Annotated in this window: 30 protein-coding genes; 9 read left to right on the top strand and 21 right to left on the bottom strand. The window is 60.9% G+C overall.

Annotation, left to right across the window (positions count from 1 at the left end; translation table 11 throughout):
- Positions 1-96: 96 nt before the first annotated feature.
- On the bottom strand, positions 97-1,287 hold the full coding sequence (locus OCV66_RS05470) for a glycoside hydrolase family 3 N-terminal domain-containing protein (protein WP_107630901.1): 1,191 nt from the start codon (positions 1,285-1,287) through the stop codon (positions 97-99).
- A 103-nt stretch (positions 1,288-1,390) separates the two neighbouring features.
- Here OCV66_RS05470 and gluQRS point away from each other — a divergent pair, with 103 nt between their 5' ends.
- Positions 1,391-2,308 carry a tRNA glutamyl-Q(34) synthetase GluQRS gene (gluQRS, locus tag OCV66_RS05465; protein ID WP_054327743.1) on the top strand — a complete coding sequence of 306 codons (918 nt, stop codon included), beginning with the start codon at positions 1,391-1,393 and terminating at the stop codon, positions 2,306-2,308.
- 42 nt (positions 2,309-2,350) lie between these two features.
- Here the strand turns inward: gluQRS and OCV66_RS05460 are convergent, their stop codons facing one another.
- The 11 genes from OCV66_RS05460 to OCV66_RS05410 all read right to left on the bottom strand — a co-directional run bounded on the left by OCV66_RS05460 (position 2,351) and on the right by OCV66_RS05410 (position 10,502).
- Positions 2,351-2,518 carry a FeoB-associated Cys-rich membrane protein gene (locus tag OCV66_RS05460; RefSeq protein ID WP_082397256.1) on the bottom strand — a complete coding sequence of 56 codons (168 nt, stop codon included), beginning with the start codon at positions 2,516-2,518 and terminating at the stop codon, positions 2,351-2,353.
- Positions 2,519-2,551: 33 nt separating this feature from the next.
- Complete coding sequence (gene feoB / locus OCV66_RS05455; RefSeq protein WP_147573873.1) at positions 2,552-5,053, bottom strand: ferrous iron transport protein B; 2,502 nt, start codon at positions 5,051-5,053, stop codon at positions 2,552-2,554.
- A gap of 52 nt (positions 5,054-5,105) precedes the next feature.
- Positions 5,106-5,327, bottom strand: coding sequence for a FeoA family protein (locus OCV66_RS05450; RefSeq protein ID WP_054327742.1), 222 nt, complete (start codon positions 5,325-5,327; stop codon positions 5,106-5,108).
- 13 nt (positions 5,328-5,340) lie between these two features.
- Positions 5,341-5,550, bottom strand: coding sequence for a FeoA family protein (locus OCV66_RS05445; RefSeq protein ID WP_207724445.1), 210 nt, complete (start codon positions 5,548-5,550; stop codon positions 5,341-5,343).
- A 571-nt stretch (positions 5,551-6,121) separates the two neighbouring features.
- Entirely contained in the window at positions 6,122-6,553 is a 432-nt protein-coding gene (locus tag OCV66_RS05440; RefSeq protein WP_054327740.1) for a flavodoxin, read from the bottom strand.
- Positions 6,554-6,617: 64 nt separating this feature from the next.
- The gene (locus OCV66_RS05435) at positions 6,618-7,181 is read right to left on the bottom strand and encodes a DUF3793 family protein (protein WP_054327739.1); all 564 of its coding nucleotides are present in this window, start codon (positions 7,179-7,181) and stop codon (positions 6,618-6,620) included.
- 460 nt (positions 7,182-7,641) lie between these two features.
- Positions 7,642-8,052, bottom strand: coding sequence for a secondary thiamine-phosphate synthase enzyme YjbQ (locus tag OCV66_RS05430; RefSeq protein ID WP_054327738.1), 411 nt, complete (start codon positions 8,050-8,052; stop codon positions 7,642-7,644).
- 3 nt (positions 8,053-8,055) lie between these two features.
- The gene (locus tag OCV66_RS05425) at positions 8,056-8,625 is read right to left on the bottom strand and encodes an HD domain-containing protein (protein ID WP_054327737.1); all 570 of its coding nucleotides are present in this window, start codon (positions 8,623-8,625) and stop codon (positions 8,056-8,058) included.
- The gene (locus tag OCV66_RS05420; RefSeq protein ID WP_147573871.1) at positions 8,591-9,949 is read right to left on the bottom strand and encodes a CCA tRNA nucleotidyltransferase; all 1,359 of its coding nucleotides are present in this window, start codon (positions 9,947-9,949) and stop codon (positions 8,591-8,593) included. The genes OCV66_RS05425 and OCV66_RS05420 overlap by 35 nt, the downstream gene beginning before the upstream one ends.
- On the bottom strand, positions 9,949-10,161 hold the full coding sequence (locus tag OCV66_RS05415; protein ID WP_054327735.1) for a DUF896 domain-containing protein: 213 nt from the start codon (positions 10,159-10,161) through the stop codon (positions 9,949-9,951). The genes OCV66_RS05420 and OCV66_RS05415 overlap by 1 nt, the downstream gene beginning before the upstream one ends.
- Positions 10,162-10,241: 80 nt before the next feature.
- On the bottom strand, positions 10,242-10,502 hold the full coding sequence (locus OCV66_RS05410) for a hypothetical protein (RefSeq protein WP_054327734.1): 261 nt from the start codon (positions 10,500-10,502) through the stop codon (positions 10,242-10,244).
- A gap of 94 nt (positions 10,503-10,596) precedes the next feature.
- Here OCV66_RS05410 and OCV66_RS05405 point away from each other — a divergent pair, with 94 nt between their 5' ends.
- From OCV66_RS05405 to OCV66_RS05385, 5 genes are all read left to right on the top strand, one after another.
- Positions 10,597-10,818, top strand: a complete 222-nt coding sequence (locus OCV66_RS05405; RefSeq protein ID WP_082397252.1) for a helix-turn-helix domain-containing protein — start codon at positions 10,597-10,599, stop codon at positions 10,816-10,818.
- A gap of 528 nt (positions 10,819-11,346) precedes the next feature.
- Positions 11,347-12,615, top strand: coding sequence for an O-acetylhomoserine aminocarboxypropyltransferase/cysteine synthase family protein (locus OCV66_RS05400; protein ID WP_054327733.1), 1,269 nt, complete (start codon positions 11,347-11,349; stop codon positions 12,613-12,615).
- A 62-nt stretch (positions 12,616-12,677) separates the two neighbouring features.
- Positions 12,678-13,133: a GNAT family N-acetyltransferase gene (locus OCV66_RS05395; protein WP_054327732.1), complete on the top strand. Its 456-nt coding sequence runs from the start codon at positions 12,678-12,680 to the stop codon at positions 13,131-13,133.
- Positions 13,134-13,214: 81 nt separating this feature from the next.
- Positions 13,215-14,564, top strand: coding sequence for an MATE family efflux transporter (locus OCV66_RS05390; protein WP_054327731.1), 1,350 nt, complete (start codon positions 13,215-13,217; stop codon positions 14,562-14,564).
- 88 nt (positions 14,565-14,652) lie between these two features.
- Entirely contained in the window at positions 14,653-15,174 is a 522-nt protein-coding gene (locus OCV66_RS05385) for an HD domain-containing protein (protein ID WP_054327730.1), read from the top strand.
- Between the two features lie 44 nt (positions 15,175-15,218).
- Here OCV66_RS05385 and OCV66_RS05380 read toward each other — a convergent pair whose 3' ends face one another.
- The 6 genes from OCV66_RS05380 to OCV66_RS05355 all read right to left on the bottom strand — a co-directional run bounded on the left by OCV66_RS05380 (position 15,219) and on the right by OCV66_RS05355 (position 18,474).
- On the bottom strand, positions 15,219-15,650 hold the full coding sequence (locus tag OCV66_RS05380; RefSeq protein WP_147573870.1) for a hypothetical protein: 432 nt from the start codon (positions 15,648-15,650) through the stop codon (positions 15,219-15,221).
- Between the two features lie 12 nt (positions 15,651-15,662).
- Positions 15,663-15,986, bottom strand: a complete 324-nt coding sequence (locus OCV66_RS05375) for a hypothetical protein (RefSeq protein ID WP_054327728.1) — start codon at positions 15,984-15,986, stop codon at positions 15,663-15,665.
- Between the two features lies 1 nt (position 15,987).
- Positions 15,988-16,290 carry a DUF2089 family protein gene (locus OCV66_RS05370; RefSeq protein WP_054327727.1) on the bottom strand — a complete coding sequence of 101 codons (303 nt, stop codon included), beginning with the start codon at positions 16,288-16,290 and terminating at the stop codon, positions 15,988-15,990.
- 110 nt (positions 16,291-16,400) lie between these two features.
- Complete coding sequence (locus OCV66_RS05365) at positions 16,401-16,892, bottom strand: GNAT family N-acetyltransferase (protein WP_054327726.1); 492 nt, start codon at positions 16,890-16,892, stop codon at positions 16,401-16,403.
- 3 nt (positions 16,893-16,895) lie between these two features.
- Positions 16,896-17,669, bottom strand: a complete 774-nt coding sequence (locus OCV66_RS05360; protein WP_054327725.1) for an alpha/beta hydrolase — start codon at positions 17,667-17,669, stop codon at positions 16,896-16,898.
- A 22-nt stretch (positions 17,670-17,691) separates the two neighbouring features.
- Positions 17,692-18,474, bottom strand: a complete 783-nt coding sequence (locus tag OCV66_RS05355; RefSeq protein WP_054327724.1) for an IclR family transcriptional regulator — start codon at positions 18,472-18,474, stop codon at positions 17,692-17,694.
- A 195-nt stretch (positions 18,475-18,669) separates the two neighbouring features.
- On the opposite strand from OCV66_RS05355, the gene eda reads away from it, so the two are divergent.
- The 3 genes from eda to OCV66_RS05340 are packed head-to-tail and all read left to right on the top strand — an operon-like array spanning position 18,670 to position 20,709.
- A complete protein-coding gene (gene eda, locus OCV66_RS05350; RefSeq protein ID WP_054327723.1) occupies positions 18,670-19,314 on the top strand; it encodes a bifunctional 4-hydroxy-2-oxoglutarate aldolase/2-dehydro-3-deoxy-phosphogluconate aldolase in 645 nt (214 codons plus the stop codon).
- The gene (locus OCV66_RS05345; RefSeq protein ID WP_054327722.1) at positions 19,307-19,654 is read left to right on the top strand and encodes a VOC family protein; all 348 of its coding nucleotides are present in this window, start codon (positions 19,307-19,309) and stop codon (positions 19,652-19,654) included. The genes eda and OCV66_RS05345 overlap by 8 nt, the downstream gene beginning before the upstream one ends.
- Before the next feature lie 29 nt (positions 19,655-19,683).
- The gene (locus OCV66_RS05340; RefSeq protein WP_107630912.1) at positions 19,684-20,709 is read left to right on the top strand and encodes a sugar kinase; all 1,026 of its coding nucleotides are present in this window, start codon (positions 19,684-19,686) and stop codon (positions 20,707-20,709) included.
- Between the two features lie 109 nt (positions 20,710-20,818).
- Here OCV66_RS05340 and OCV66_RS05335 read toward each other — a convergent pair whose 3' ends face one another.
- From OCV66_RS05335 to OCV66_RS05325, 3 genes are all read right to left on the bottom strand, one after another.
- Positions 20,819-21,532, bottom strand: coding sequence for a hypothetical protein (locus OCV66_RS05335; RefSeq protein WP_054327721.1), 714 nt, complete (start codon positions 21,530-21,532; stop codon positions 20,819-20,821).
- Positions 21,525-23,708, bottom strand: coding sequence for a M1 family aminopeptidase (locus OCV66_RS05330; protein ID WP_054327720.1), 2,184 nt, complete (start codon positions 23,706-23,708; stop codon positions 21,525-21,527). Before OCV66_RS05330 ends, OCV66_RS05335 begins: the two co-directional genes overlap by 8 nt.
- A partial coding sequence (locus OCV66_RS05325) for an ATP-binding cassette domain-containing protein (protein ID WP_147573973.1) occupies positions 23,705-24,477 on the bottom strand: 773 nt, incomplete at its 5' end. The genes OCV66_RS05330 and OCV66_RS05325, both read right to left, overlap by 4 nt.

Below are 24,477 nucleotides of genomic sequence, written 5' to 3'. Positions count from 1 at the left end.
TTTGCAGCATTTGTCAAGTAGTATTTGCAAAAAAACAGGAAAAGCCGCTCAGCTACAGACTGGTAATAAAAAATCTCCCCGAGGGGAGATTTTTTATCAAACCGCCAGCAGGCCGAGATCGATTTTCCACTGGATCACGCGGATCGCGGATTCCCGTATCCGGTCAGCGCTGATCGTACCGTCCTGCACCGCCGCCAGCACCGCGTTATACTGCGTAACGAAATCCGAGGAAACCAGCATATCGTTGCCCGCCTGCACCGCCAGCACCGCCGCGTCCGCGCCGCCCGTATAGTCCGTGATCGCCTCCATGATAAGGTCGTCGGTCATGACCACGCCGTCAAAGCCCAGTTCGTCCCGCAGCACCTGATGCACCGCGGGGGAGAGCGAGGCGGGCAGCTCGGCGTCCATGCAGGTCACGATATTATGGCTGACCAGGACCGATTGCGCGCCCGCGTCGATCCCCGCTCGGAACGGCAGGAAATCGCTTTCCCGAAATGATTCGATGGGCCGCTCGTCGATGGCGATGCCGGTATGCGTGTCCAAATTATTGCCATAGCCTGGGAAATGCTTGAGCACCATGCCGATCTGGTCGGACAGCATCTGCGCGACGACCGTGCGGACGTATTCGCTGGTCTGCGCTGCGTCCCTGCCGAAAGCGCGGGCGTTGATGAAGTCCGCGGGGTCGGTGGATACATCGCACACAGGCGCAAAGTTGACGTTTACACCGATCGAGGCGAGCAGCTCGTCCTTTTCCTTGGCATCGCTCGTGATCAGCGCAAAGCCGCCCTCGTTATACAGCGCCTGCGGCGACCAGAACCTGTCCGCGCGGAAATTGGGGTTGGAGCTAATACGGACGACCGTTCCGCCCTCCTCGTCCACGCCGATCAGCATGGGGGTCGCCGCCGCATCCTGATAGGATTGGATGACCGCGGCCACGCTCTCCTTGGTCTGCCCCTCAAAGTCGCGGCCGAACAGGATATAGCCGCCGATATCGTACTGACCGGCGAGTACCGCCGCGTCGGCCTCCGGACAGCGCGCAAAAAACATCTGCGCGACCTGGGATTCGAGCGGCAGGTTATTGACATAATGCTCGGCCGCGGAGATATCCTCTTCCGCAACGCCCGCCGCTGCTTCCACGCTGTCTTCCGCCGCTTCGCCGCCGGTTCCCGTCTCTACCTGCGCAGGCGCGTCCGGCGGCGCCGTATCCGCCGGCGTATCCCCCTTGCACGCTGCCAGCCCGCACAGGCACAGCACGGCGAGCAATAGGGAAAGCCATTTCTTTTTCATTTTTCCACCTCCTGAATATTGTTTCTATTATACCGAAAAAAACCGCCGTTGCAAAGCCCATTCCATTTATGGTAAGATAGGGAGGCGAAAGGGGGCTTTGCCCATGCATACCATCGGACGCTTTGCGCCCAGCCCGAGCGGGCGCATGCACCTGGGGAACGTGCTGTGCGCGCTGCTGGCATGGCTGAGCGCGCGGCGTCAAAACGGGCGCTATCTGCTGCGCATTGAGGATCTGGACGCAATGCGCTGCCCGCGCCGCTATGCGGACCTGATCCTGGACGACCTGCGCTGGCTCGGTTTGGATTGGGACGGCGAGGTTCCCTATCAATCCGAGCGCGCCGCTGTTTACGAAACATACGAGACTATGTTGCGCGGCAAGGGGCTGCTCTACCCCTGCTTCTGCTCGCGCGCCGCGCTGCACGCCGCCAGCGCCCCGCATCTTTCCGATGGGCGCGTGGTCTATGCCGGCACCTGCCGCGGGCTGACGGCTGAGCAGGCTGCGGAAAAGTGGAAAACACGCGCCCCGGCAACACGGGTGCGCGTGCCGGACGAAACCGTTTCGTTCACGGACGGGGTGTTCGGCGCATACAGCGAAAACCTCGCGCGGGAGTGCGGGGACTTTATTATCCGCCGGTCGGACGGTGTGTTCGCCTACCAGCTTGCGGTCGTTGTGGACGACGCGCTCTCGGGCGTGACCGAGGTAGTGCGCGGGGCTGACCTGCTCTCCTCCACGCCGCGCCAGATCTGGCTGCACCGGCTATTCGGCTTTCCGCCGCCCGCGTTCTTCCACATCCCGCTGCTCTGCGACCATGACGGGCGCAGGCTGAGCAAGCGGGACGAAGACCTTGACCTCGGTCGGCTGCGCCAGCGGTTCTCCCCCGAGCAGGTCGTCGGCGCGCTGGCTTATGCCGCCGGCCTGACCGAACGGCCAGAGCCGGCCGCCGCGCGCGAACTGATCCCCCACTTTTCCTGGGCGCGTATCCCCCGGCGCGACCTGTTCCTGCCCGACCTGTTCCGTTGACATGATAAAACGCCCATCCGGCACTGCCGGATGGGCGTTTCTTTACTTTTTCGGCTCGCAGTGGCAGCTTCCACCGCTGCATTTGCCGCAGCCGCCCGAACAACCGGAACAGCCGCCGGATTGGAATTGGCGGTAAACACTGCGCGCTGCGAAGAATATGGCGGCGGCAACGAGCGCGCCGACCACAAGGTTAGAAACGATAGATAACATAGTCACGCTTCCTTTCCAGGGTGCCGCGCGGCGTTACGCCTGCACGCTCATTTTGCGAAGCCCCTCGGCACCGTCGGCCTTGGCCGGCTTACGGACCAGCAGGTAGATCATCAGCGCCAGGACGATAACCGCCGCAATGGTACCCACGCCGAACGAAAGCTCGCCCGTGAGCAGGCCGCCGAACTGGTAAACCATCAGGGCAACCGCATACGCAAACACCATCATATAGCCAATCGCAAAGCAGGTCCACTTGGCGTTGTTCATCTCACGCTTGATTGCGCCCATCGCCGCGAAGCACGGCGCGCAAAGCAGGTTGAAGCACATGAACGAATACGCGCTGACCGCGGTGAAGGAAGCCTGCAGGTTGGCCCAGATTTCCACGCCATCTTCCGCGACCTCGGCAAAGCCATAGGTCTGTCCAAAGGTGGCGACGACGTTCTCCTTGGCGATCCAGCCGGTGACGGTTGCCACCACGTTCTGCCAGCTTGCCCAGCCAAGCGGCGCAAAGATCGGTGCAAGCGCGTTGCCGATGCCGGCCAGAATGCAGTTGTCGATATTCTCGACCGCGCCGAACGCGCCGTTCTCCCAGCCATAGCTCTGGAGGAACCAGAGGACGATGGTGGAGAGCAGAATGATCGTACCGGCCTTTTTAATGAACGACCAGCCGCGCTCCCACATCGAGCGGAGCACGTTGACCAGAGTGGGCGTATGGTAGGCAGGCAGCTCCATAACAAACGGCGCCGGTTCGCCCGCGAACATCCTGAACTTTTTGAGCATGATGCCCGAAACAATAATGGCCAGCACGCCGATCACATAGGCGGAGAACGCAACCCAGCCCGCGTTGTCGAACAGCGCGCCCGCGATCAGCGCGATGATTGGCAGCTTCGCGCCGCAGGGTACAAACGTAGTCGTCATGATCGTCATGCGCCGGTCGCGCTCCTGCTCGATCGTGCGCGACGCCATGACGCCGGGTACGCCGCAGCCCGTGCCGATCAGCATGGGGATAAAGGACTTGCCCGAAAGGCCGAACTTGCGGAAAATACGGTCCATGATGAACGCGACGCGCGCCATGTAGCCGCAGTCCTCCAGCAACGCCAGGAAGATGAACAGCACCAGGATCTGCGGGACAAAGCCCAGCACCGCGCCGACGCCGGCAATAATGCCATCCATAATCAGGCTGTACAGCCAGTCAGCGATGCCAAGGCCGCCCAGCGCGCCTTCCAGCAACACGGGAATGCCAGGCACCCAAATGCCATAGTTCGCCGGATCCGGCTCCTCGGCCGCCATCGCGGTTTCAAACATACCGAAGTCAACCGCTTCCTCGGTGACCGTGCCGGTCTCCTCGTCCTCAAACGCCGCGGTGCCTACGATATCGGCTGCGGAAGCGTCCGCAGCCAGCGCGGCGGTTGCGCCCGCAAGCACGTCGGCATCAGGCTCCTCGGCCTCCAACTGCTCGGTAATGGCCGAAACATCCACGCCGCCCTCTTCCGCGGCCGCCAGCCATGCGTCGCGGTAAGCGGTCTGCGTTTCGTATTCCGATCCGGCTTCCTCATACGCGCCCGCGCCATAGCCGGCCAGATGCCAGCCGTCGCCGAACACGCCGTCGTTGGCCCAGTCGGTCAGGATGGTGCCGACCGTGGTCACCGATACATAATACACAATGAACATGACCAGCGCAAAGATCGGTAGCGCCAGGATGCGGTTGGTCACGATATGGTCGATCTTGTCCGACACGGTCATGCCGGTCTTTTTCTTTTTGACGCAGGCCTTGACAATGCCGCCGATATACTGGTAGCGCGCATCCGTAATGATGGATTCCGCGTCATCGTCCAGTTCCTCCTCGACGGCGCTGATGATGGCTTCTAGCTTTGCCTGCGTATCCACGCTGAACTGGAAACGGGCCATCACCTTCTGATCGCGCTCGAACAGCTTGACCGCATACCAGCGGCGCTGGCTTTCCTCGGTCACGCCCGCGATCATGTCCGTGATCTGCTGCAGCGCCTTTTCAATATTCTCCGGAAATTCATGCTGGGGCGGGAGCTTGCCGGCAGACACCGCCTTCTTCGCGGCCTCCACCAGTTCCTTTGTCCCTTTGCCCTTGACCGCCGCGGTTTCCACGACCGGCACGCCCAGCAGGCTGGACAGCTTCTTCACGTCGATCACATCGCCGCGCTTCTCCACAATGTCCATCATGTTCAGGGCCACGACGACCGGAATACCCATTTCGAGCAGCTGGGTGGTTAAGTACAGGTTGCGCTCTATGTTGGACGCATCCACCAGATCCATGATGGCATCCGGCTTTTCCCCCACCAGATAGTCGCGCGCGACCACTTCCTCCAGCGTATACGGCGAAAGCGAGTAAATACCCGGCAGGTCGGTGATGCGGATCTCCTTGTCCGCTTTCCAGCGGCCCTCTTTCTTTTCCACGGTAACGCCCGGCCAGTTGCCGACATACTGCGTCGCGCCGGTCAGGTCGTTGAACATCGTGGTCTTGCCGCAGTTCGGGTTGCCGGCAAGCGCCAAACGAATAGACATGTTGCTTCCCCTTCCTTTCAATTAGCTTCCGCTAACCTATGTGCAAAATTTTTTAGTCAACCAGTACTTTTTCCGCATCCGCCTTGCGCAGCGAAAGCTCGTAGCCGCGCACCGTAACTTCGATCGGATCGCCCAGCGGCGCCACCTTGCGAACATATACCTCAGCCCCGCGCGTCAGGCCCATATCCATGATGCGGCGGCGGGTCGCGCCCTCGCCCTCGATCTTACGCACGGTAACAGTTGCGCCGCACGGCGTAGTTCTCAGATTGCCCATTGTTTTTCCCCCTTCAGACATAGATACGAGACGCCATCTGCTGCGAAATCGCAACGCGGACGTCTTTTACGGATACGATCAGGTTGCCCTGCAAAGAAGAGACGACCCTCACCTTCGCCCCCTCGACAAAACCAAGGTTCTGCAGGAACCGGCGTGTCTGATCCCGACCGTGGATCTGTTTTACCGTAGTCTCCACACCGGCGTCTATCATCGTAAGCGGCATAATAGCAATCCTCTCCTTTTCTTTGTTAGTAGGAGCTAACCCAAACCCTGTAAAGCAGGGGTTAGCTCTTTCTAACCCCTTAACCGTGCTAAGTTTACCATCGCTAACTTTATTTGTCAAGCGGACCGGAACAGGTTTGTCAATTCTCACCAAGAACAGCAGGGTTTGCGGCAGCTAATTTGTACAGTGCTTCCCATTCCTGCCAGTCGGGCAGGAGGAAGCCCGCAGCCGTTGTTCCGGACAGCCGCGGGCTCATGTTATGTTGGGCATACCGGGCAGTATACCCTGGGGTTTCCCCCGGGACAAGAAAGGATATTTGTATCATAACCACCGCCGTCGCGGCGGGTATGACCGGTTTATTTTCGATGGAAGCCGACGGCTTCCATCGAGGGACGCACCGCGCTGCGCGCGGATGCGCCTGCTGCTTCGAAACGCTCCGGCACGCGAAGCCTTTCTCCGCACGGGTATTCAAACACACGCTGTGTGTTTCCGCGGCTTTCCGCGGAAAACCGCGGAAAGCCAATCGAATACGCGCTTCGCGCGAAAAGGCGCGCCGGCGCGGGAAATTGTCTTAGTAAGCGGCGAAGCCTTTGCCGAACTCCCTGCACTTGGCCAGCCCGTCTTCGTCGGGCGTCTCGTTGATCATCAGGCCTTCGTCCGTGTAAATATTGGCGTTTGCATCGTTGGTGCGCTGCACCCAGTCGCGCATCCACTGTCCGTCGCCCCAGCCGTAGGAGCCGAACAGCGCGACCTTGCGGCCCGCGAGCCTGTTCTCCAGCTCGGTGAAGAACGGATCGAACTCCGCTTCCTCGAGCACCTCCGCGCCCATCGCCGGACAGCCAAGCGCAATCTTATCGTATCCTGCCGCAGCGCCGGCGTTGGTATCCGCCACGTTCAGCAGATCGCATTCCATGCCGCCCTCGCGGATTCCTTCCGCGATCGCGGTTGCCATTTGCTCGGTATTGCCGGTCTGGCTCCAATAAATTACTGCAGCTTTGCTCATTTCTGTCAAATCCTCCTGTTGATTATTGTTGATTATTTTAGATGCATTATGAAACGCTTTGCGCCTATGCCGCGGCAAACACCTCGAGCAGCGTTTCCCCTTGCTCGATCCGTTTTGTCACCGCGCGGCACACCCGCGAAAGGCGGTCAAACAACCGCGACGCAGCCTGCGCGTCGCCATATACTTTCCAGTAGCCGCTGAGCTTGCAGCCCCGTCCGGCATTCCGGATAAACCCCACGACATCTTCGATCGGATATCCCAGGAACAGACCGATTTCATGCGGGAAGGTTTCGGAAAGCGCGATCCTGCGCTTCAGCTCCCGCAAGAGGTCCTGCAACGGCTGGCCGGCTGGGTAGCCGAACGACGCCAGCACATGCTGCACACAAGGCTCCGCCATATGCCGCTCGAGCGCCTGCTTTTGGTAGACCATCAGCAGATACCGCCCGCGGCAGGCACAGACGATCTCAAAGCACATGCCGCGCGGGGCAAACGCCTCGCGGTAAGTTTTCAGACGCTGTGGCAGATCGGGATACAGCGCGCGGTCGAACGATACCAGGCTTGCTGGTTTAATCCCCGCCAGCGTCGGCGAGCAATACGCCGCGAGCTGTCGGTCCAGTTGGTTCATCATCTTGTCACGCACCTCCTGCCCTGTATTTTTACCGGATCAGTTTCCTTTATCCGCAACGTTCCGAACAGCGCGGCCGCGGTTAGCCATACGGCCGCGCAGTCTTAACGGTCTGTTTTGTTCGGATAGATGCGCAAAATACAGAGGAAGCTGTGTATGTATGGTGCGCCGCTCCGTTCCGCGAAAGCGGCACCGGTCATCGAGCATATCAGTAAGCCTCGGCTAACCTGAATATAAGTTAGCATAAGCTAACCAAAATGTCAAGTACTTTTTTCAAATTTCTCTGAGAATTTTCCGCAGGAGTGATTCTTTGTTTTTTCTCACCCAAAACCATATTTTTATTCTGTGCATTTTTCTGACAGTCCTGCTTGTATCCGCAGCACAAAGACCGGCCGGATACGGCCGGTCTGCAGCATGCTTCCCGTTTCCTATCCGTCAGCGGTATCCCCTCTGCGGAACAGGCTCATCCGACGGCGCTATCCCCCAGCACCTTTACCTGAAAGCGTCTGGTGCGCGGGCCGTCGAACTCACAGAAATACACACCCTGCCAAGTCCCCAGCAGCAGGCATCCGTCCTCGACCAGCACCAGTTGGCTCGTGCCAACGCAACTCGACTTCAAATGCGCGGCGGAGTTCCCCTCCGCATGCCGGAACGCGCGCCGGTCGGGAAAGGCTTCGCGCAACCCCAGCAGCAAGTCGTGCCGCACGTCCGGATCAGCGTTTTCATTGATCGTGATGCCGGCGGTCGTGTGCGGACAGTATATGACCGCAGCACCGCTCTGCACGCCACTTTCCCGCACTGCTTCGCGCACCTGCGCGGTCACGTCGTACAGGCCCTCCCGTTCGGTATGCAGGGTATATTCCTTTGTTTTCATGCCTTACTCGCTCCTATTCTCATGCAGATAAGTAGCTTCCAGATCGGACAGATGCAGCTTGACCGCGAGCGGATACTTTTCGAATGCGTGCGCAAGCGAAAAGCTGCCGCCGCGCACGGAATCGTCAAACCCGCCCATATGCCAGCGGATCGCCATTGCCTCCTCGGTTTTCAGGCGCATGAAGCGCTCGATCAGGTACACCGATTTCTCGCCGTGTCCATAGGGAAACTGGTCGTCGATCGCGTAAACCGGCACCTTTTCCCACTCGCCGCGGTCGTTCTTGCGGTTGCGCAGCTCGGTCTTGTAAAAGCCCGCCTTGCACAGATCATGCAGCAGCGAGGCGATCGTAAAGCTCTCGATATCATCGCCCGCCGGATCGTAGTGCTTGGAGATCAGCACATTGTATACGTTAAGCGAGTGGTCGAGCAGGCCGCCCTCATACGCGGCGTGAAAGCGCGTGGACGCGGGAGCGGTGAAAAAGTCCGTGCTTTCCATCCACGCCAGCAGCTTTTCCGCGCCCGGGCGGCGGATATTCTTGTTATAAGTCTCGATAAACAGTTCTTTGCTCGTCATGTCGTTCCTCCATTCGGGCGCGGGCGAGCGCGAGGAGCGCCTCCCGCGTGTTTGCGGCCTGTTCCTCGATCACCGCGTCGAGCAATGCGCGCAGCATCTCCCCGACCGCAGGGCCGGACAGGCCGAGCGTCTTGATGTCGTTTCCATCCACCGCGAGCCGGCGCAGAGAAAAGCAATCCTCCGCCGCCAGCACGCCGTTCAGCCGTTTTTCGATCGCATGCAGCCAAGCGATATCCTCCGGATGCGTTCCCTGTCCGACCGCGTCCCCTTTTTTGATGGCCAGCAGGTCGCGGAACCTGGCCTCCCCGATCTGCGACAGACGGCGGCGCACCTGCCGACCATTATCGCCCAGAGGGAGGTCGTGCTGTTCGACCAGCAGCAGGATGCGGGCCGTATCCTCTCCCGAAAAACGCAGGCGGCGCAAGATACCAGCCGCGATTTCACGGCTGGCCTTGGGGTGGCCGTAAAAATGGCCGACGCCATTTGCATCCACGGTTTTGCAGGCGGGCTTGCCGCAGTCGTGCAACAGCATGGACCAGCGCAGCACAGGTTCTGCCGGCACCTGCCCGACCGCGCGGACGCTGTGCTCCCACACATCGTACCGATGGTGCGGGTTTTGCTGGGCGCAGCCGAGCATCGGCCGCAGTTCGGGCAGCGCCGCGGCAAAAATATCGGAAAAGCCCATCAGCGCGCGCTGCGCGAACCGTCCGCACAGCGTGTCGGTCAGCTCCGCGCGCACGCGCTCGGCGGCAATGCATTCCAGTCGCCCTGTCTGGCGGCGCATGGCGGCTGCGGTCCGCGGCTCCACTGTAAAGCCGAGCTGGGCGGCAAACCGCACCGCGCGCAGAATGCGCAGCGCATCCTCTTGGAAGCGTGCATCCGGATCGCCGACCGCGCGCAGGATACCATTTTTCAGGTCGTCCCGCCCGCCGAACGGGTCGCACAGCCCGCGCTGCGGGTGCCATGCCATTGCTCCTACCGTGAAATCGCGCCGCGCCAGATCAGCGCGCACCTCCGGCACGAACAACACGGTGTCTGGATGCCGCGCGTCCGAATAACCGGCATCCGCGCGGAAGGTCGTGATTTCCAGCGGACCTTCTTCCGTCAGCAGGGTCAGCGTGCCATGCTTCAGGCCGGTTTCCAACACGCGCGCACCCGCAAACACCGCCCGCATCTCCTCCGGCCGCGCGGCGGTACACAAATCCCAATCATGCGGCGGAGCACCTCGCAGGCTGTCGCGCACACAGCCGCCGACCGCCCAGGTTTCAAACCCCGCCGCCTCCAGGCGCATGATCGCGGCGGCAACATGCTCCGGCAGGCGCATCAATGCCCGCCTTTTTTCTGCCGCAGCTTGTAGGAGGTGCCGTCCGGATTGAGGACGACCGTCCGGTCCAGTTGTGCCTTCAAGCTTTTGCGGAAGCCCGCTATATATTCCTCGCGCAGGGCTTTCTGCTCGGCCTTTTCCGCCTCGCTCAGCCCTTCGGCCTTGGCTTTTTTCGCCAGCTCGTTGATGCGCGCGATTTTTTCATCGGTCATTGCCGTATTCCTCCATAGATTTTTCTATGCCCCTATTATAGCAAAGCGGGCGGGCAAAGTCCACGGAAATCCTTGCGCGGCTATGCTCCGTCGAGCGCCCGCGCGTCCGCCATCAGCAGCAGGCCGCAGCGCAGCCCGAGCAGGAAGCAATCCTCGCCATGCTCTGCGGCCGCGGCAACCGCCTGGTCGCACACCCGACGGAAGCTGCGGTGGAGGACGCGCGGCAGAAGCGCGTCAAATTCATCCTGCGCCTGGTTCAGGTTTTGCCATGCTGGGCCGTCCTTGCTGACGCATACACGCTCGGCGGCGGCCTGTAATTCCTGATAAATGGATCGGTTCATACAAATCACCTCGCTTATATTTTAATTCTTTTCGAATTAAAAATCAATAGCTCATTTTGAGTTAAGCTATAATAATTGCCAGGTGGTGATATTGATGTACTTATGCAGGCTGCGGGATTTGCGTGAGGAAGCCGGATTAACGCAAACCGAGCTTTCCACGCAATTGCGTATTGCCCAAACCACATACAGTGGTTACGAACGAGGCTTTCGCGACGTATCTTTAGAAATGCTATGCCGAATTGCAGACTTCTATCATACCAGTACTGATTTTATTCTTGAGCGCACCAACGATCCCGCGCCGCCGCGCAAGCGGTAACGTCTCCGCTTTGGCCAAGCAGGGAACGCTGCGCCTGCGCGGCGCGGGCGGACAAGAGGGGAGAAACCAACGGTTTCTCCCCTCTTGCCAATCACCCCTTTTCCCTGATGCACAGGCCGGAGGCCGGAACGGCTGCGCCGTTCCTATTTCTGACCAGGACCGCTCCGAAAAAATACGGGGGCTGTTGCGGGAGCTCTATTCGCGCAGAGGTTAGAGCGGGATAGCGGGAAAACGGGTGCCGCCTGTCCGAAACGGTCTATGCGCGCGTAACAGCGCGCGCGGAAGGGAGGAGACGCTGCCTGGGTTTCCCTGCACCCCCTAGGGTGGAAGCCGTTGCGCTTACCGTGATAAGGAAAGCAGGGAAATTCAAAAGGGGAGGAAACCCCATGCGGGTTGTCCTCCCCTTTTGCCCCCGCACCGGGCGGCGCGTCGTTCCCACGTCAAGGGGCGCAATTCCCTTGACCCTCCCTCCCCCGCGTGTTAAAATACCCTTGTGCAAAAAATTCCTGCAAAGGAGCTATAATAAATATGAAGATCGAAACAAAATGCCTGCATGAGGGCTACAAGCCCGAAAACGGCGGCCCAGGCGTCATGCCCATCGTTCAGTCTACCACCTACCGGTTCGATTCGACCGAAAAGATCGCATCCCTGTTCGATATGCCGACCGAGTACATGTACTCGCGCTTTGCCAATCCGACCTGCGACGCGGTGGAAAAGAAAATCGCCGCGCTGGAGGGCGGCGTGGGCGCGATGCTCACCAGCTCCGGCCAGGCGGCGAGCCTGCTCGCCATCCTCAACCTCTGTTCCGCGGGGGACAGCTTCATCGCGGCTTCCACGATCTATGGCGGCACGATCAACCTGTTCGGCGTGACGCTCAAAAAGCTCGGCATCGAGTGTATCTGGGCGGATGCGGAAGCAGACGCGAAAGAAATCCAGAAGCTGTTCAAGCCCAACACCAAGGCTGTGTTTGGTGAAACGCTCGCCAATCCGGCGCTGACCGTGTTCGATATCCAAAAGTGGGCGGATATCGCGCACAAAAACGGCGTGCCGCTAATCATCGATAATACGTTTGCCACGCCCATCCTGTGCCGCCCGATCGAATGGGGCGCGGATATCGTCATCCATTCCACCACAAAATATATGGACGGCCACGCGGTCCAGGGCGGCGGCGTCATCGTGGACGGCGGCCGGTTCGATTGGGCCGCCTCAGGCAAATTCCCCGACTTCACCGAGCCGGACGAGAGCTATCACGGCGTTGTCTATACCCGTGAATTCGGCAGCATGGCTTATATCATTAAGGCGCGCATGCAGCTTATGCGTGATTTCGGCTGTTATCCGGCGGCGCACTCCGCATTCCTTTTGAACCTCGGCCTGGAAACCCTGCCCGTGCGCATGAAGCGGTACTGTGAAAATGCGCTCACGGTCGCCGAGTACCTACAGGCGTCGGACAGGATCGCTTCCGTGCGCTACCCCGCCCTGCCCGGCAACGAACATTACGAACGCGCGCAGAAGTATCTGCCGCTCGGCACCTCGGGCGTGATGTCGGTCGATATCAAGGGCGGCCGCGGCGCGGCCATGCAGTTCATGGACAGCCTGCAGCTTGCCTGCAACGAGGTCCATGTGGCGGATATCCGTACCTGCGTGCTGCATCCGGCCAGCGAAACCCACCGCCAGCTCACGGACGAGCAGCTCGTCGCCGCAGGTATCGAGCCGGGCCTTGTGCGGGTTTCGGTCGGCCTGGAAAATGTGGAGGACATTATCGCGGACCTTGACCAGGCTCTCGCTCAGCTCGGCTGAAGCCGCTGTCTGGGAGCAAAGGCACGCGAAACACCGTTTTTTGTCAAACAGGAGGTTTTCCTATGCATATCCGATCGATCGAGCCGCGCGACCGCGACTTTTTCCTCAGCCGCAACGCGGCGTTCTACCGCTCTTCCGCCTGCGACCATGCAATCCCGCCGCAGAACGCCGAGCGCACGTTCGAACTGCTGCTGCACGGCACGCCCTACGCGGACTGCCTGATCGCGGAGGACGACGACGGCGCGCCCTGCGCCTACCTGCTGCTCGCGCTCACCTGGTCGAATGAGGCGGGCGGGCTGTGCGTATGGCTGGACGAACTGATGGTGGACGAGACCGTGCGCGGCACGGGCATCGGCCGCAAAATGATCGCTGCCGCACACGAAAAATACAACAGCGCCGCGCGCTACCGGCTGGAGGTGACCGAAAGCAATGTGCGCGCCGCCGCGCTGTACCGGATGCTCGGCTTCGAGGAGCTGGCCTACCGCCAGATGATTATGGACACGCCGGTCGGCCTGTGAGCCGAACAGAGCCGCAGTTTAAAGCTGCGGCTTTTTCTTTGCCGGTTTATCTGTTATAATAGTAAAAACGGGGTGAAGCATATGGCCGGTGAAAATAAAATGGGGACCATGCCCGAAGGGCGGCTGATCGTTACCATGTCGTTTCCGATCATGCTGTCCATGCTCGTGCAGGCGCTGTACAACATTGTGGACAGCGCTTTTGTCGCGCGCATCAGTGAGGACGCCCTGACCGCCGTTTCCCTTGCGTTTCCGGTGCAGCTTTTAATGATCGCGGTTGCGACCGGCGCGGGCGTGGGCGTCAACGCGCTGCTGTCGCGCCGGCTGGGACAGAAAAAGCAGGCGGAAGCGGACGCGGTCGCGGTCAACGGCATTTTTCTTTCCATTTGCTTCTGGCTGGTGTTCGCTGTGCTGGGGCTGCTGTTCGGGCGCGACTTTATCGCGCTGTTCACCGATGTACCCGCTGTCGTCGATATGGGCGCCGGCTATGTGACGGTGGTGACTACCGCGTCCTGCGGCGTTTTCCTGCTGTTTGTCGCGGAACGGCTCATGCAGGCGACCGGCAACACGGTCTACCACATGGTCACGCAGCTCATCGGCGCGCTGCTCAACTGCGTCCTCGACCCGATCCTGATTTTCGGGCTGTTCGGCTGTCCCGCGCTCGGTACCACGGGCGCGGCGCTCGCGACCGTCCTCTCCCAGATCACCGCCATGTCAATCGGTTTTTTCATCAATGTGCGCTTCAATCGGGATGTCCGCATCCATGTACGCGGCTTCCGGCCAGATGTCCGTATCCTTGCGGAGATCGTGCGCATCGGCCTGCCCGCTGCCTTGCAGCAATCCCTGCTGAGCGTGCTCACGGTCGGCCTCAACCGCATCCTGATGCCGTTCTCCCAGACCGCGGTCGGCTTTTACGGCGTGTACTACAAGCTGCAGAACTTCCTGTTCATGCCGGTCTACGGTCTCAACAACGCGCTCATCCCCATGATTGGCTTCAACTATGGTGCGAAAAACCGCCGCCGCATCGAGCGGATCACCCGATATGCGCTGCTGCTCGCGCTCGGCATCATGGCGGCGGGTACGCTGCTGTTCGAAGCTCTGCCCGTACCGCTTCTGCGGCTGTTCGACGCCTCGGATGCCATGCTCGCCCTCGGCGTCCCCGCCATCCGCATCATCTCCGCTTCGTTCTGCCTTGCCGGCATTTCCGTCATCCTGTCCGGCTGCATGCAGGGATTGGGCCGCGGGAGCGAGTCGCTTATCGTGGCGTTGCTGCGTCAGCTTGTCCTCCTCCTGCCCGCCGCCGTGCTGCTCTCGCACGTCAGCCTTTCGGCCCTCTGGCTGGCGTTCCCGCTTGCGGAGGCCTGCGGCCTTGCCGCGGCGGTACTGCTCCACCGGCGGGTATGCCGCCGGCTTTTATCAGGCTTGTCCGAATAAACGTCACAAAAATGTAACAAACGCCCTCTTGTTTTTGTGCATTCTGCGGCATATAATAAAGACAGAAAACTGGAAAGGGGTGAGTCCCATGGAGAGTGAGATACAGCGGCTTGGAGGGGATATCCTGAAGCATCCCCGCTATCTGCAGCTTCTGCAGTTCCAGCACCACGGCGCGGAAAATTCCGTGTACGACCATTCGGTCGCCGTGGCTCAGGCGGCGTATGCCATCGCCCGCCGGATGCGTCTGTCCGGGGACGAAACCGCCTCTGTAATCCGCGCGGCGTTGCTGCACGATTTCTTCGGTTACGACTGGCACGGCGAGCGTTTCCGCCGTTACCTGCGCCGGTATTCCGGCCTGCGGCGTGTGATGCGCATGCACGCGTTTGTACACGGCCATATCGCGGCCGACCGCGCGAAGCATACGTTCGGCCTGACCGAGCGCGAATGCGAGGCAATCGCGCGGCACATGTTCCCGCTCGCGGCCATGCCGCGCACGCGGATCGCATGGATCGTGACGCTGGCGGACAAAGCCGTTGCTTCCAGAGAGATGGCCGCTGCGCTTGGCGGCTATATATCCCTTGCCTGCCGCAAGCTGTTTGCTTATAACTGAAAACGCCGTCCGGATGCGTCTGTCTGGAACGGCGTTTTTCTGTTTTACAGATCCTGTATGTTCATCTTTTCCAGCAGCCTTTCCCGCCGGAGCTTTTCCCGCCCGATATAATACGCCCCCAACAGCACGAAGGTTGGGATGTTGCTTACCAGCAGGATAATCCCGACCTGCACGGTATCGCCCAGTGTCCAGTCCGACGTTTGTTCCACCCGCCGCTCCTCATAGAGTACCTCGCCGGTCTCTTCATCGACCACCTGCAGCCCGCTCGCCGCGCCGCCTATGGAGGTAAACACCACGCCGCCCAGCACCAGCAGCAACGACAGCATAAGCGACAGAGCAGGCATAATCAGCCCCGGCCACCGGCTTTTGCGGCGCGACAGCCAGACCTCAAGCACGATCACGCCCGCCAGCACCGCCACCAGCACCAGCGTGTTCAGCACGGTCACCACGATTGACATTGTCATTATTCCCGCCAAAACGATTCCCCCTTACAAATCCTGTATCTTTATCTTTTCCACCTGCTCGCGGTGTTTCCCGCTGCGGCGGCAGTGCCAGTAAATCGCCAGCAAAACGAGCGCCGGCGCGAAAAAGAGCAGCCCCATGAGCAGCGACAGCACCTTTTGCAGCGAATTTTCCGCCACACCGAGCGCGTTCAGCACCACGTTCGGCAGGACAAACAGTACAGGCGGCAGCAGGCACAGGGGCAGCACCAGCCCGGGCCACCACGCCCGCCGCTTGGACAGAAACACCTCCAACGCGCAGACCGCCGCGAACAGCGCCAAACAGAAAACCAACTTAATTGGATTTATCATGCTAACCCTCCTCGTTCTTCTGCTTCTTATACTCGTTAATCAGGATTTTCGCCGTGTCGAAATCCAGCTTGTCGTTGACCGCCAGCCGTTTGATGAGCGCGATATACGGCTCCTCCCCTTCGCGCTCGCCGATCTCGATTTTCTGGATCAGCCGGTCAAGCCGCAGGCGCACGGTCGGATAGGTCACGCCATACACGCCCGCGACCTCTTTGAGCGAGCCCGAGGCCAAAATAAATTTTTTGATGAAAGAGACGTCCTCATCGTCAAGCTGCGCCATCCACTCCGGTACGACCTCGATCGCCACGCCATCACTTCCTTTCCTGTGGCCTTAGTATAATATTTAATTTTATAAAAGTCAATCTTTAATTTTATTTATATCGAAGAAAAATCCTGTCTATAAAAGACAGGATTTTTTTATCGACTCCGTTTCTGATAGGCCAATCGCTCGCCGCGCCCGTTTTTCAGGTCGATCAGGCCGCAGAACGTGTATCCCAGCCGCGCCAGCAGGCGCTGCATAGGCTGGTTGTCGCGGTGGGTGTCGATACGGATGTTGCCGCACCGCGCCAGGCACCATTCCAGGCAGAACGCCGCCGCACCGCGCCCGTGCTCCGCCGCCGCAATCCGGTGTACCACGCCGTAGGGGGCGTCGTCCAGCCAGGCGCCCTCCCGAATCACCCGATAGGTCGGCTCCTCCTCCGTGGTAAAGCAGAACGCCGCCGCGAGCCGCCCCTCGTCCTCGCAGATGTAGCTGCGCTGCGCGCTGATATCCGCTTCGAGCATCTCTTTCGTGGGGAAGCGTCTGCCCCATTGATGCGGGTTGCCGTTTTGCGCCATAAACCGACGCGCCGCGTCGAACAGCGCGAGCAGGTCGGGCAGGTCGGCCGGCGCCGCATGCCGTATTTCCATGTTTTACAGCTCCTTTATCCATTCCGCGCAGAGCGCCTGCCAGCGGTTCACATGCCGATCCGGCCGGCGCCCTCTTGCCGGGTCACAGGTTTCCAAATCCGCCAGCGCCAGCCCATGCACGCCATGCGGGAACAGGTGTACCTCATGTGGCACACCCGCTTTCCGCAGCGCCGCTTCGAGCAGCAGCGTGTTCTCGACCCGTGCGGTCTGATCCTCCAGCGTGTGCCACAGGAACACCGGCGGCGTTCGCGCGTCCACCAGCATTTCCAGCGAAAACGCACGCTGTTTTTCCGGATCCGTGCCGGCCAGACGAGCAAAGCTGCCGCGATGGCCGTATTCCCCCGCCGTCACCACCGGATAGCACAGCACCGCCGCGTTCGGCCGGTGGCACTGCAGGTCGGTATCGGGCTCAAACCATTCCGGCCGGTGCCAGACCGCCGCCAGCATCCCCGCCAGGTGCGCGCCCGCGGAAAAGCCCCCGACCGCGATGCGGTCTGGAGCGATCCTGAGTTGCGCGGCATTCCGCCGCACCCACGCGACCGCCGCGGCCAGCGTATGCAGCGGCATCGTGTCCAGCGGCACGGGCGCACAGTCGTATTCTAGCACGAACGACTCGACGCCGTCCCGCGCAAAGGCGCGCGCTGCAGGCGCGCCCTCCCGAATCGAGCAGAATTCGTACCCGCCGCCCGGACACAAAATGAGCGCGGGCTTGGGACCGTGCTGCGCGGCGGCATAGCGGGTCAGCTTGCCGTGCGGCAGCGTGAGTACCTGTGGCATCTTACCTTCTCCCTTTCCGCGATTACCGCTTTCCGTACATGCCGCCGCCGATCGCCTCCGCGATCTCGTCCCGCGTTTCAAGCAGCGGCACACGCAGCGCGGCGATGCGCTCGTCCGACATGCGCGTCAGCGGCGCGGAAACCGAGATCGCATACGAGGCGCGCCCCCGATAATCCGGAATCGCCGCCGCGATGCAGCGCACGCCCAGCTCGTTTTCTTCGTTATCCATCGCGTAGCCCAGCCGCCGGACCTGCGCCAGCTCCTGAAAAAACGCGGCTTCATCCACGATCGTATAGGGTGTCCACGGACGGACGTCGCTGGCGCGCCAGAGCGCGCGCGCTTCCTCGTCCGGCCAGGTGGCCAGGATGGCCTTGCCCACGCCCGTGCAGTACAGCGGGCGGCGCATGCCGATACGCGAAAACATGCGGATCGCGCCGCTCACGCTTTCTACCTTATGAATATAAACAATATCGCGCTCTTCCTGTAGGACCAGGTGGACAGTCTCTCCAGTTTCATGCCCCAGACGCTCCAACGGCGCGCGGGCGCGCTCGATCACATCCATGTTCTCCACAATATAGCTGCTCAGCTCGCACAGGCGCATGCCCGCGCGATAAACGCTGGTTTCCGCGTCCCGCTGCACATAGCCACGCGTACACATCGTTGCCAGCAGCCGGTGTACCGTGCTTTTATGCAGGCCGGTTTCCGCCGACAGCGTGCCGATCGTCATGCCGTTCCGGCTGCGGCACAGCTTTTCCAGCAGGTCAAACGCCCGCTCCAACGACTGGACCGACGAGGATTCTGCCATGGAATTTCCTCCCTTTTGTTCCGCATTATAAAACCTTGTTTCATTTTAATAGATTTTACACAAAAACACAAGAGAAACTTTGCACAGATTGTTAGCAGAAAACTCTTGCAATCTGACGGTAAAGTAATATAATTAAATCAGCAAGTGAATTCGTGAAACAATATTCCACAATATGAAACACGGAGGATGATCGCAATGAATGAAATCGAGAAAAAGGTCCAGTCCATCGGTGTCGTACCGGTAATCAAGCTCAACAACCCTGACCGTGACGCGGTTCCGCTGGCAAAGGCGCTGATCGACGGCGGCGTACCGGTTGCCGAGGTCACGTTCCGTGCGGCGGGCGCCGCCAAGGCCATCAAGGCCATGCACGACGCCTATCCGGAAATGCTCGTGGGCGCGGGTACTGTCCTGACCACCGACCAGGTAGACGAGGCGATGGCCGCTGGCGCGCAGTTCATCGTCACCCCTGGCATGGATCCCGAAATCGTCGCCTACTGCAAGAAAGTCGGCGTGCAGATCTTCCCCGGTTGCACCACCCCGACCGATTATCACACCGCCTATAAGTTCGGCCTCGAGGTCCTCAAGTTCTTCCCCGCCGAGCAGTCCGGCGGCATCGCCAAGATCAAGGCTATGAGCGCCCCGTTCCCGATGTTCAAGGTTATGCCGACCGGCGGCATCTCGCTGAAGAACCTGGCGGACTATGCCAAAAATCCTGTCATCGCTGCCTGCGGCGGCTCCTACATGGTCACCGCCGACCTGATCGAGGGCGGCAAGTGGGATGAGATCACCGACCTGTGCAAGAAGTCGGTCGAGATCGTGAAAGAGGCGCGCAATGGCTGAGTATTCTCTGGCGCACATCGGCATCAACGCCGCGAATGAGCAGGAAGCCCTCAAGACCGCTGAAATGTTTTCCGCCCTGTTTGGCTTTGCGGTAAAGCCGGGCAACAGCTCGGTCTTCGCCGGAACAGGCATCGAGGTGATGAAGGAGCCCTATAAGGGCCGGAACGGACACATCGCCATCGGGACGCCGGACGTCGCCGCCGCCAAAGCGGATCTGGAGGGGCGCGGCTTTACATTCGACGACGCGACCGCCAAGTTCAAGGCTGATGGCACGCTCAACGCAATTTACCTGACCGACGAAATCTGCGGCTTCGCCGTACACCTGGTCGGCAAGAAATAATCACAACCTATCTTTACGGAGGGAAAATCATGAAAATCGTAACCTTTGGCGAGCTTATGATCCGTCTGCAGCCGTACAATTACGAACGCTTCGTACAGGCTGACCATCTCGAATTCACCTTTGGCGGCGGCGAGGCCAACGTTGCTGTTTCGCTGGCGAACTACGGCATGGACGCCGCGTTCGTCACCAAACTGCCGGCGCACACCATCGGCCAGTGCGCGGTCAACTCCCTGCGCCGCTACGGTGTGGATACCAGCAAGATCGTCCGCGGCGGCGACCGTGTCGGCATCTACTTCAACGAGAAGGGCGCTTCCCAGCGCGGCTCGGTCTGCATCTACGACCGCGCGCATTCCGCGATCCAGGAAGCGACCACCGCTGATTTTGACTGGAACAAAATCTTTGAGGGCGTGGACTGGTTCCACTTCACCGGCATCACTCCGGCGCTCGGCCCGAATGTTGTCGATATCTGCCGCGAGGCCTGCCAGGCGGCCAAGGCGCACGGCGTCAAGATCTCCTGCGACCTGAACTACCGAGGCAAGCTCTGGACCCGCGAGCAGGCGCGCGAGGCCATGACCGATCTGTGCCAGTATGTGGACGTGTGCATCTCCAACGAGGAGGATGCCAAGGACGTGTTCGGTATTGAGGCTGAATCCACCGATATCTACGCGGGTGAGATCAACCACGAGGGCTACAAGTCTGTCGCCAAGCAGCTGGCGGACAAGTTCGGTTTTGAAAAGGTTGCCATCACCCTGCGCGAGTCCCACTCCGCTTCCGACAACGGCTGGAGCGCGATGCTGTTCGACGCGAAGACCGGCGAGTACTGCTTCTCCAAGAAGTATGAGCTGCGCATCATCGACCGCGTCGGCGGCGGCGACAGCTTCGGCGGTGGCCTGATCTACGCGCTGCTGAACGGGAAGTCCACCCAGGACGCGGTGGAGTTTGCTGTCGCGGCTTCCGCGCTCAAGCACACCATCGAGGGCGACTACAACATGGTTACGGTCGCCGAAGTCGAGAAGCTCGCCGGCGGCGACGGCTCCGGCCGCATCCAGCGCTAAACCTTACCCATAGCAACGGCATTTGCCGTTTTCCTCATCATTTTGATACCTCCCCTATCCTAACAAAGCGGAAAGCCCGCACTCCGAATGGAGTGCGGGCTTTCCGTATTCATGCGAGTCTGCCGCGCCGGAAAATCCGCATGCCCAGCAGCAGGATTCCGGCCAGCAGCAAAAGCCCCTGCGCCACCCACACCGCGGCCGGCAGCGTGAAAGGCGGGTCAGCCGGCAGGGTGAGCGGATAGCTCCGCAGCAGCGTGCCGTTCCACAGGCCGAGCGCCTCGGGCAGCGGCAGCGCGGACAGGATAAACGGCGCGGGCATCCACCCGTATACCAGCCACGGGCATGCGCCGCCCAGCAGCCAACCGCTCCCCGCCGCAAACACAAGCGGCGGCACCGCGACTGCCAGCAGAGGAAGCAGCAGGCTCCCCCAATCGTGCCAGTGCAGCGTATAGGCAAAGAATACCGCGGCCAGCAGCACGGCGGCGCCAAGCAGCAGAAGCATCCCTAGCAGCAGCGCCATGCAGCGCACGCCCGCAAAGCGGCGCGGGTCCACCGCAGTCGCGCCGGTCAGCACCGCGGTCCGCCGTTCGCCCTCCGAGGTGAAGAAGGTCAGGAAAAACAGCGTACCCACCCACAAAAGGGGCAGCAGCCGCGCCAGATAATATCCAAAGCTCCACGGCGAGAACGGCGCGGTGTACGCAACGCCCAGTATCACCTCTCCGGAAAGTAGCAGCCAGCCGTAGAGAAGCACCGCCGCCAATATGCCGAAGAAAAATTTATTCAGCAGGAGCCGGCGCAGCTCGCACACAAACACCTTACGCACGTCCGATCTCTCCTTCCTCCAAGTCGCAGGCGTTCAGAAAATCGCCCAGCGTGATATACGGCGGCAACTCGCCGCCCCCCTGCGTATACAGCCGCGCCAGCGCCGCGTCCAGCCTTTCCCGCCCGATCTTCTGCTCCGCGCGGTAGATCATCAGCGCCGTGCCGTCGTACCAGTTGACCGAATCGGCTGCAGCCTTTACCTCTGCCGCATATGCTTCAGGCAGGATCGCCAGATATTCCGGATGCCGCATATAAAACGACTGCGCGTTCTGCGACGTGGTGCGCTCCCACTTTTCGACATAATTTGCGCGGGCATACTCCTCTCCTTTCAGTTCAGCCATCAGCCGGTAGGTCGAGTAGGTCGTCATGCCCTCGTCCGTCCAGTTCGCGTCCTCCATATCGGCCAGGGAAACGCCCAGCCCCCACCACTGATGGATGATCTCATGCGCCAGCACCTCGGCGCTGTCCGCGCCCTTGTCCGGAGAGGCCAGGTTTTGATCGCTGAAATAGCTCTCCCCCATTTGGCTGATGTTCCCACTCGCGCTCCCGCCAAACTGGAACACCGTGCTCTGCACAATCTTGAACGGCTTGTCCTGCGTAAAGGTACGCGGGCCATAGTGTTCGGTGCAATAGTCAATCGCCTCCTGCATGATGTCAATCCCCTCGCCCGCAAGGCGCGGCTCGTATTTAGCGCTGTACCAGAATTCGATTGGGAAGCCGCCGCCCTCCAGCGTCCGGCACATATAGTCGCCCGCGAAAACGCGTAGTTCGCCTGCGCCTGCGTCCTCGGCATGCCAGTTGGTCGTCCCGTCGCCATTCGGCGCCCCCCTGCGCGTCGTTCCGGAGGACACCAGCGTCATCGAATCCCGCAGCGCGATATCCAGCGTGACCGGCGTTTCCTCCCCCGCCAGCTGCAGGAGCAGGGACGGGGCGAGATGCGACCCGAACAGCTCGATCCCTTTTCCGCTGATGAATCCGGCGCTGCTCATCAGTTCTTCCTGTGCGTTCCACATTTTCGGCATGCCGCCGTACTCCACGACCAGCGTGATCTGTTCCTCTGCGGGGAGTACACAGCGCACCTCGCGCGCGGCGATATAATCGTTGCACATATCCTCCCATTCCACAGGGTTGCCATTGGCCGTGACCTCCCGCACCCGATAGCCGGAATCCAGCTCGAAATACAGCTCCTGCGACTCCCCCGACGTATTGGTAATCCGATAGGAGGCTGTGCCGGACAGCGTACCCAGCAGGTAGCTTTCAATACGCGCTTCGATCTCCGTGCCGGCCAACGTCAGAGCCGTGTTGCTGCGGTCCTCCGGCTGGTAGCTCATCCAATCCGCCGGGCTGTGGTCGATAAACGGCTGCCGCGCCCACAGGATGCCGCCTCCGGCCGCCAACGTGGCCGCCAGCAGCGGCAGGGCGGCAAACCGCAGATGGCGTGCAAACGATCCTATCAGCCCGCGGCCATATTGCCGCACCCCCAGCAGCGACAGCAAGTACAGGCTGGTCAGCAGACACAGCCAGACGATACGGCTGTACAGTGCGGTGCGCCAAATCACCGCGCTGCCGAACGCATCCGACAAGGCGGTAACAAGCGGCACGCACCACTGGGCGAGGAAAAAGCGGCTGCACCACGCGCCCTGTGAGAAAACGATGCATGCCAGCACAACAGCCAGGCTGATATCCAGCCGGTACGCGAACTGATCGACCGCCGCCGCCAGCAGCGTTCCCATGACCGGACCGGACAGCAGGATCAGCGCAGTCGCGAGCCAGTAATCCCCCAGGGAAAAGACAATGTCGAGCTTGTACCAGGTATAGGGCAGGTACAGCAGGCCGGTTGCCAGCACGGTCAACACGGCCATAGCCAGCACGGAGAACAGCCGCACGGCTGCGAGCCGGAGCGGTGACAGCGCCGCGTCGGTGATTGCGGCGATCCGGCTGCGGCGCGGCTTTTCCAGGCTCGCCAGCATCAGCAGCGCGAAAGCCGCCGCCCCGATCAGCCCGCCGGTCAGCATGGGGTTGGCCAGATACAGGGACGCCATGGAATCCCCATACGCCGGTCGGTACAGCCCGTATCCCGCCAGCGGCCCCAGCAGGGTCGCCGCGACCGCCAGCCAAGTCAACCGCCCGCACAACAGCCGACCCAGCTCAACGCGGAACAATGCACGCAGGCTCATGTTTCCGCCTCCTCGATCAGGTAGAGGTAGGCGTCCTCCAGCGTCGGCTCAGCCGGCTGGGCGTAGGCGGGCAGCGTGCGCGCCACCGCGCGGCACTGGACCCCGTCCGCGGTATTGACGCGCGCGGTGATATGCAGCGCCGCGTCCTCCTCCGGCCGTTCGGAAAAGGTGCAGACATGTCCCCGCGTCATGCGGATCAGCTCCTGCGGCGTACCCGAAAAGCGAATACGGCCATGATGGATGACGATAAGCCGGTTGCATACGGACTGCACATCCTCGATGATATGAGTGGACAGCAGCACCAGCTTATCCTGCGCCGCGCGCGAAAACAGGTTGCGGAAATGGATGCGCTCCTCCGGATCCAGCCCGACGGTCGGCTCGTCAAAGATCAGGAACCGCGGCTCCCCCAGCAGGGCCTGCGCGATGCCGACCCGCTGCCGCTGCCCGCCGGACAGCGTGCGTATCCGCGCGCGCCGTTTTTCCTCCAAATTGACATCCGACAGCACGGCCTGCACCGCCTTTTTCTGGTCGTGCAGTCCCTTGAGGGCGGCCATGTACTCCAGAAACCGTTCGACCGTCAGTTCGTCATACAGGCCGAAGCTCTGCGGCAGATAGCCCAGTCGCCGCTTATAGGCGGTTTCGTTTTTCCGCAGCGGCGCGCCGTCGGCCAGAATCGTCCCTGCCGATTCGGTCAGCCCTGCCACGAGCAGCTTCATGAGGGTGGATTTTCCCGCGCCGTTCGGCCCCAGCAGGCCGACCAGGCTGGGAC

This window comes from Agathobaculum ammoniilyticum, from assembly GCF_025567315.1.
GTDB classification, from domain to species: domain Bacteria; phylum Bacillota; class Clostridia; order Oscillospirales; family Butyricicoccaceae; genus Agathobaculum; species Agathobaculum ammoniilyticum.
The sequence above is the reverse complement of the archived record's forward strand: the minus strand, read 5'-3'. Positions and strand labels throughout refer to the sequence as shown.

Excerpts from the sequence above, each read along its gene's own strand:
- OCV66_RS05345 (WP_054327722.1), top strand. The coding sequence starts at position 19,307 with ATGGCTGAGTATTCTCTGGCGCACATCGGCATCAACGCCGCGAATGAG.
- OCV66_RS05415 (WP_054327735.1), bottom strand. The coding sequence starts at position 10,161 with ATGACCGATGAAAAAATCGCGCGCATCAACGAGCTGGCGAAAAAAGCC.
- OCV66_RS05440 (WP_054327740.1), bottom strand. The coding sequence starts at position 6,553 with ATGAGCAAAGCTGCAGTAATTTATTGGAGCCAGACCGGCAATACCGAG.
- OCV66_RS05390 (WP_054327731.1), top strand. The coding sequence starts at position 13,215 with ATGGCCGGTGAAAATAAAATGGGGACCATGCCCGAAGGGCGGCTGATC.
- OCV66_RS05445 (WP_207724445.1), bottom strand. The coding sequence starts at position 5,550 with ATGCCGCTTACGATGATAGACGCCGGTGTGGAGACTACGGTAAAACAG.
- OCV66_RS05365 (WP_054327726.1), bottom strand. The coding sequence starts at position 16,892 with ATGGAAATACGGCATGCGGCGCCGGCCGACCTGCCCGACCTGCTCGCG.
- OCV66_RS05425 (WP_054327737.1), bottom strand. The coding sequence starts at position 8,625 with ATGACGAGCAAAGAACTGTTTATCGAGACTTATAACAAGAATATCCGC.
- OCV66_RS05330 (WP_054327720.1), bottom strand. The coding sequence starts at position 23,708 with ATGAGCCTGCGTGCATTGTTCCGCGTTGAGCTGGGTCGGCTGTTGTGC.
- OCV66_RS05430 (WP_054327738.1), bottom strand. The coding sequence starts at position 8,052 with ATGAAAACAAAGGAATATACCCTGCATACCGAACGGGAGGGCCTGTAC.
- OCV66_RS05375 (WP_054327728.1), bottom strand. The coding sequence starts at position 15,986 with ATGATAAATCCAATTAAGTTGGTTTTCTGTTTGGCGCTGTTCGCGGCG.
- OCV66_RS05435 (WP_054327739.1), bottom strand. The coding sequence starts at position 7,181 with ATGATGAACCAACTGGACCGACAGCTCGCGGCGTATTGCTCGCCGACG.
- OCV66_RS05360 (WP_054327725.1), bottom strand. The coding sequence starts at position 17,669 with ATGCCACAGGTACTCACGCTGCCGCACGGCAAGCTGACCCGCTATGCC.
- OCV66_RS05405 (WP_082397252.1), top strand. The coding sequence starts at position 10,597 with ATGTACTTATGCAGGCTGCGGGATTTGCGTGAGGAAGCCGGATTAACG.
- feoB (WP_147573873.1), bottom strand. The coding sequence starts at position 5,053 with ATGTCTATTCGTTTGGCGCTTGCCGGCAACCCGAACTGCGGCAAGACC.
- OCV66_RS05395 (WP_054327732.1), top strand. The coding sequence starts at position 12,678 with ATGCATATCCGATCGATCGAGCCGCGCGACCGCGACTTTTTCCTCAGC.
- gluQRS (WP_054327743.1), top strand. The coding sequence starts at position 1,391 with ATGCATACCATCGGACGCTTTGCGCCCAGCCCGAGCGGGCGCATGCAC.
- OCV66_RS05410 (WP_054327734.1), bottom strand. The coding sequence starts at position 10,502 with ATGAACCGATCCATTTATCAGGAATTACAGGCCGCCGCCGAGCGTGTA.
- eda (WP_054327723.1), top strand. The coding sequence starts at position 18,670 with ATGAATGAAATCGAGAAAAAGGTCCAGTCCATCGGTGTCGTACCGGTA.
- OCV66_RS05355 (WP_054327724.1), bottom strand. The coding sequence starts at position 18,474 with ATGGCAGAATCCTCGTCGGTCCAGTCGTTGGAGCGGGCGTTTGACCTG.
- OCV66_RS05420 (WP_147573871.1), bottom strand. The coding sequence starts at position 9,949 with ATGCGCCTGCCGGAGCATGTTGCCGCCGCGATCATGCGCCTGGAGGCG.
- OCV66_RS05450 (WP_054327742.1), bottom strand. The coding sequence starts at position 5,327 with ATGGGCAATCTGAGAACTACGCCGTGCGGCGCAACTGTTACCGTGCGT.
- OCV66_RS05385 (WP_054327730.1), top strand. The coding sequence starts at position 14,653 with ATGGAGAGTGAGATACAGCGGCTTGGAGGGGATATCCTGAAGCATCCC.
- OCV66_RS05460 (WP_082397256.1), bottom strand. The coding sequence starts at position 2,518 with ATGTTATCTATCGTTTCTAACCTTGTGGTCGGCGCGCTCGTTGCCGCC.
- OCV66_RS05470 (WP_107630901.1), bottom strand. The coding sequence starts at position 1,287 with ATGAAAAAGAAATGGCTTTCCCTATTGCTCGCCGTGCTGTGCCTGTGC.
- OCV66_RS05340 (WP_107630912.1), top strand. The coding sequence starts at position 19,684 with ATGAAAATCGTAACCTTTGGCGAGCTTATGATCCGTCTGCAGCCGTAC.
- OCV66_RS05400 (WP_054327733.1), top strand. The coding sequence starts at position 11,347 with ATGAAGATCGAAACAAAATGCCTGCATGAGGGCTACAAGCCCGAAAAC.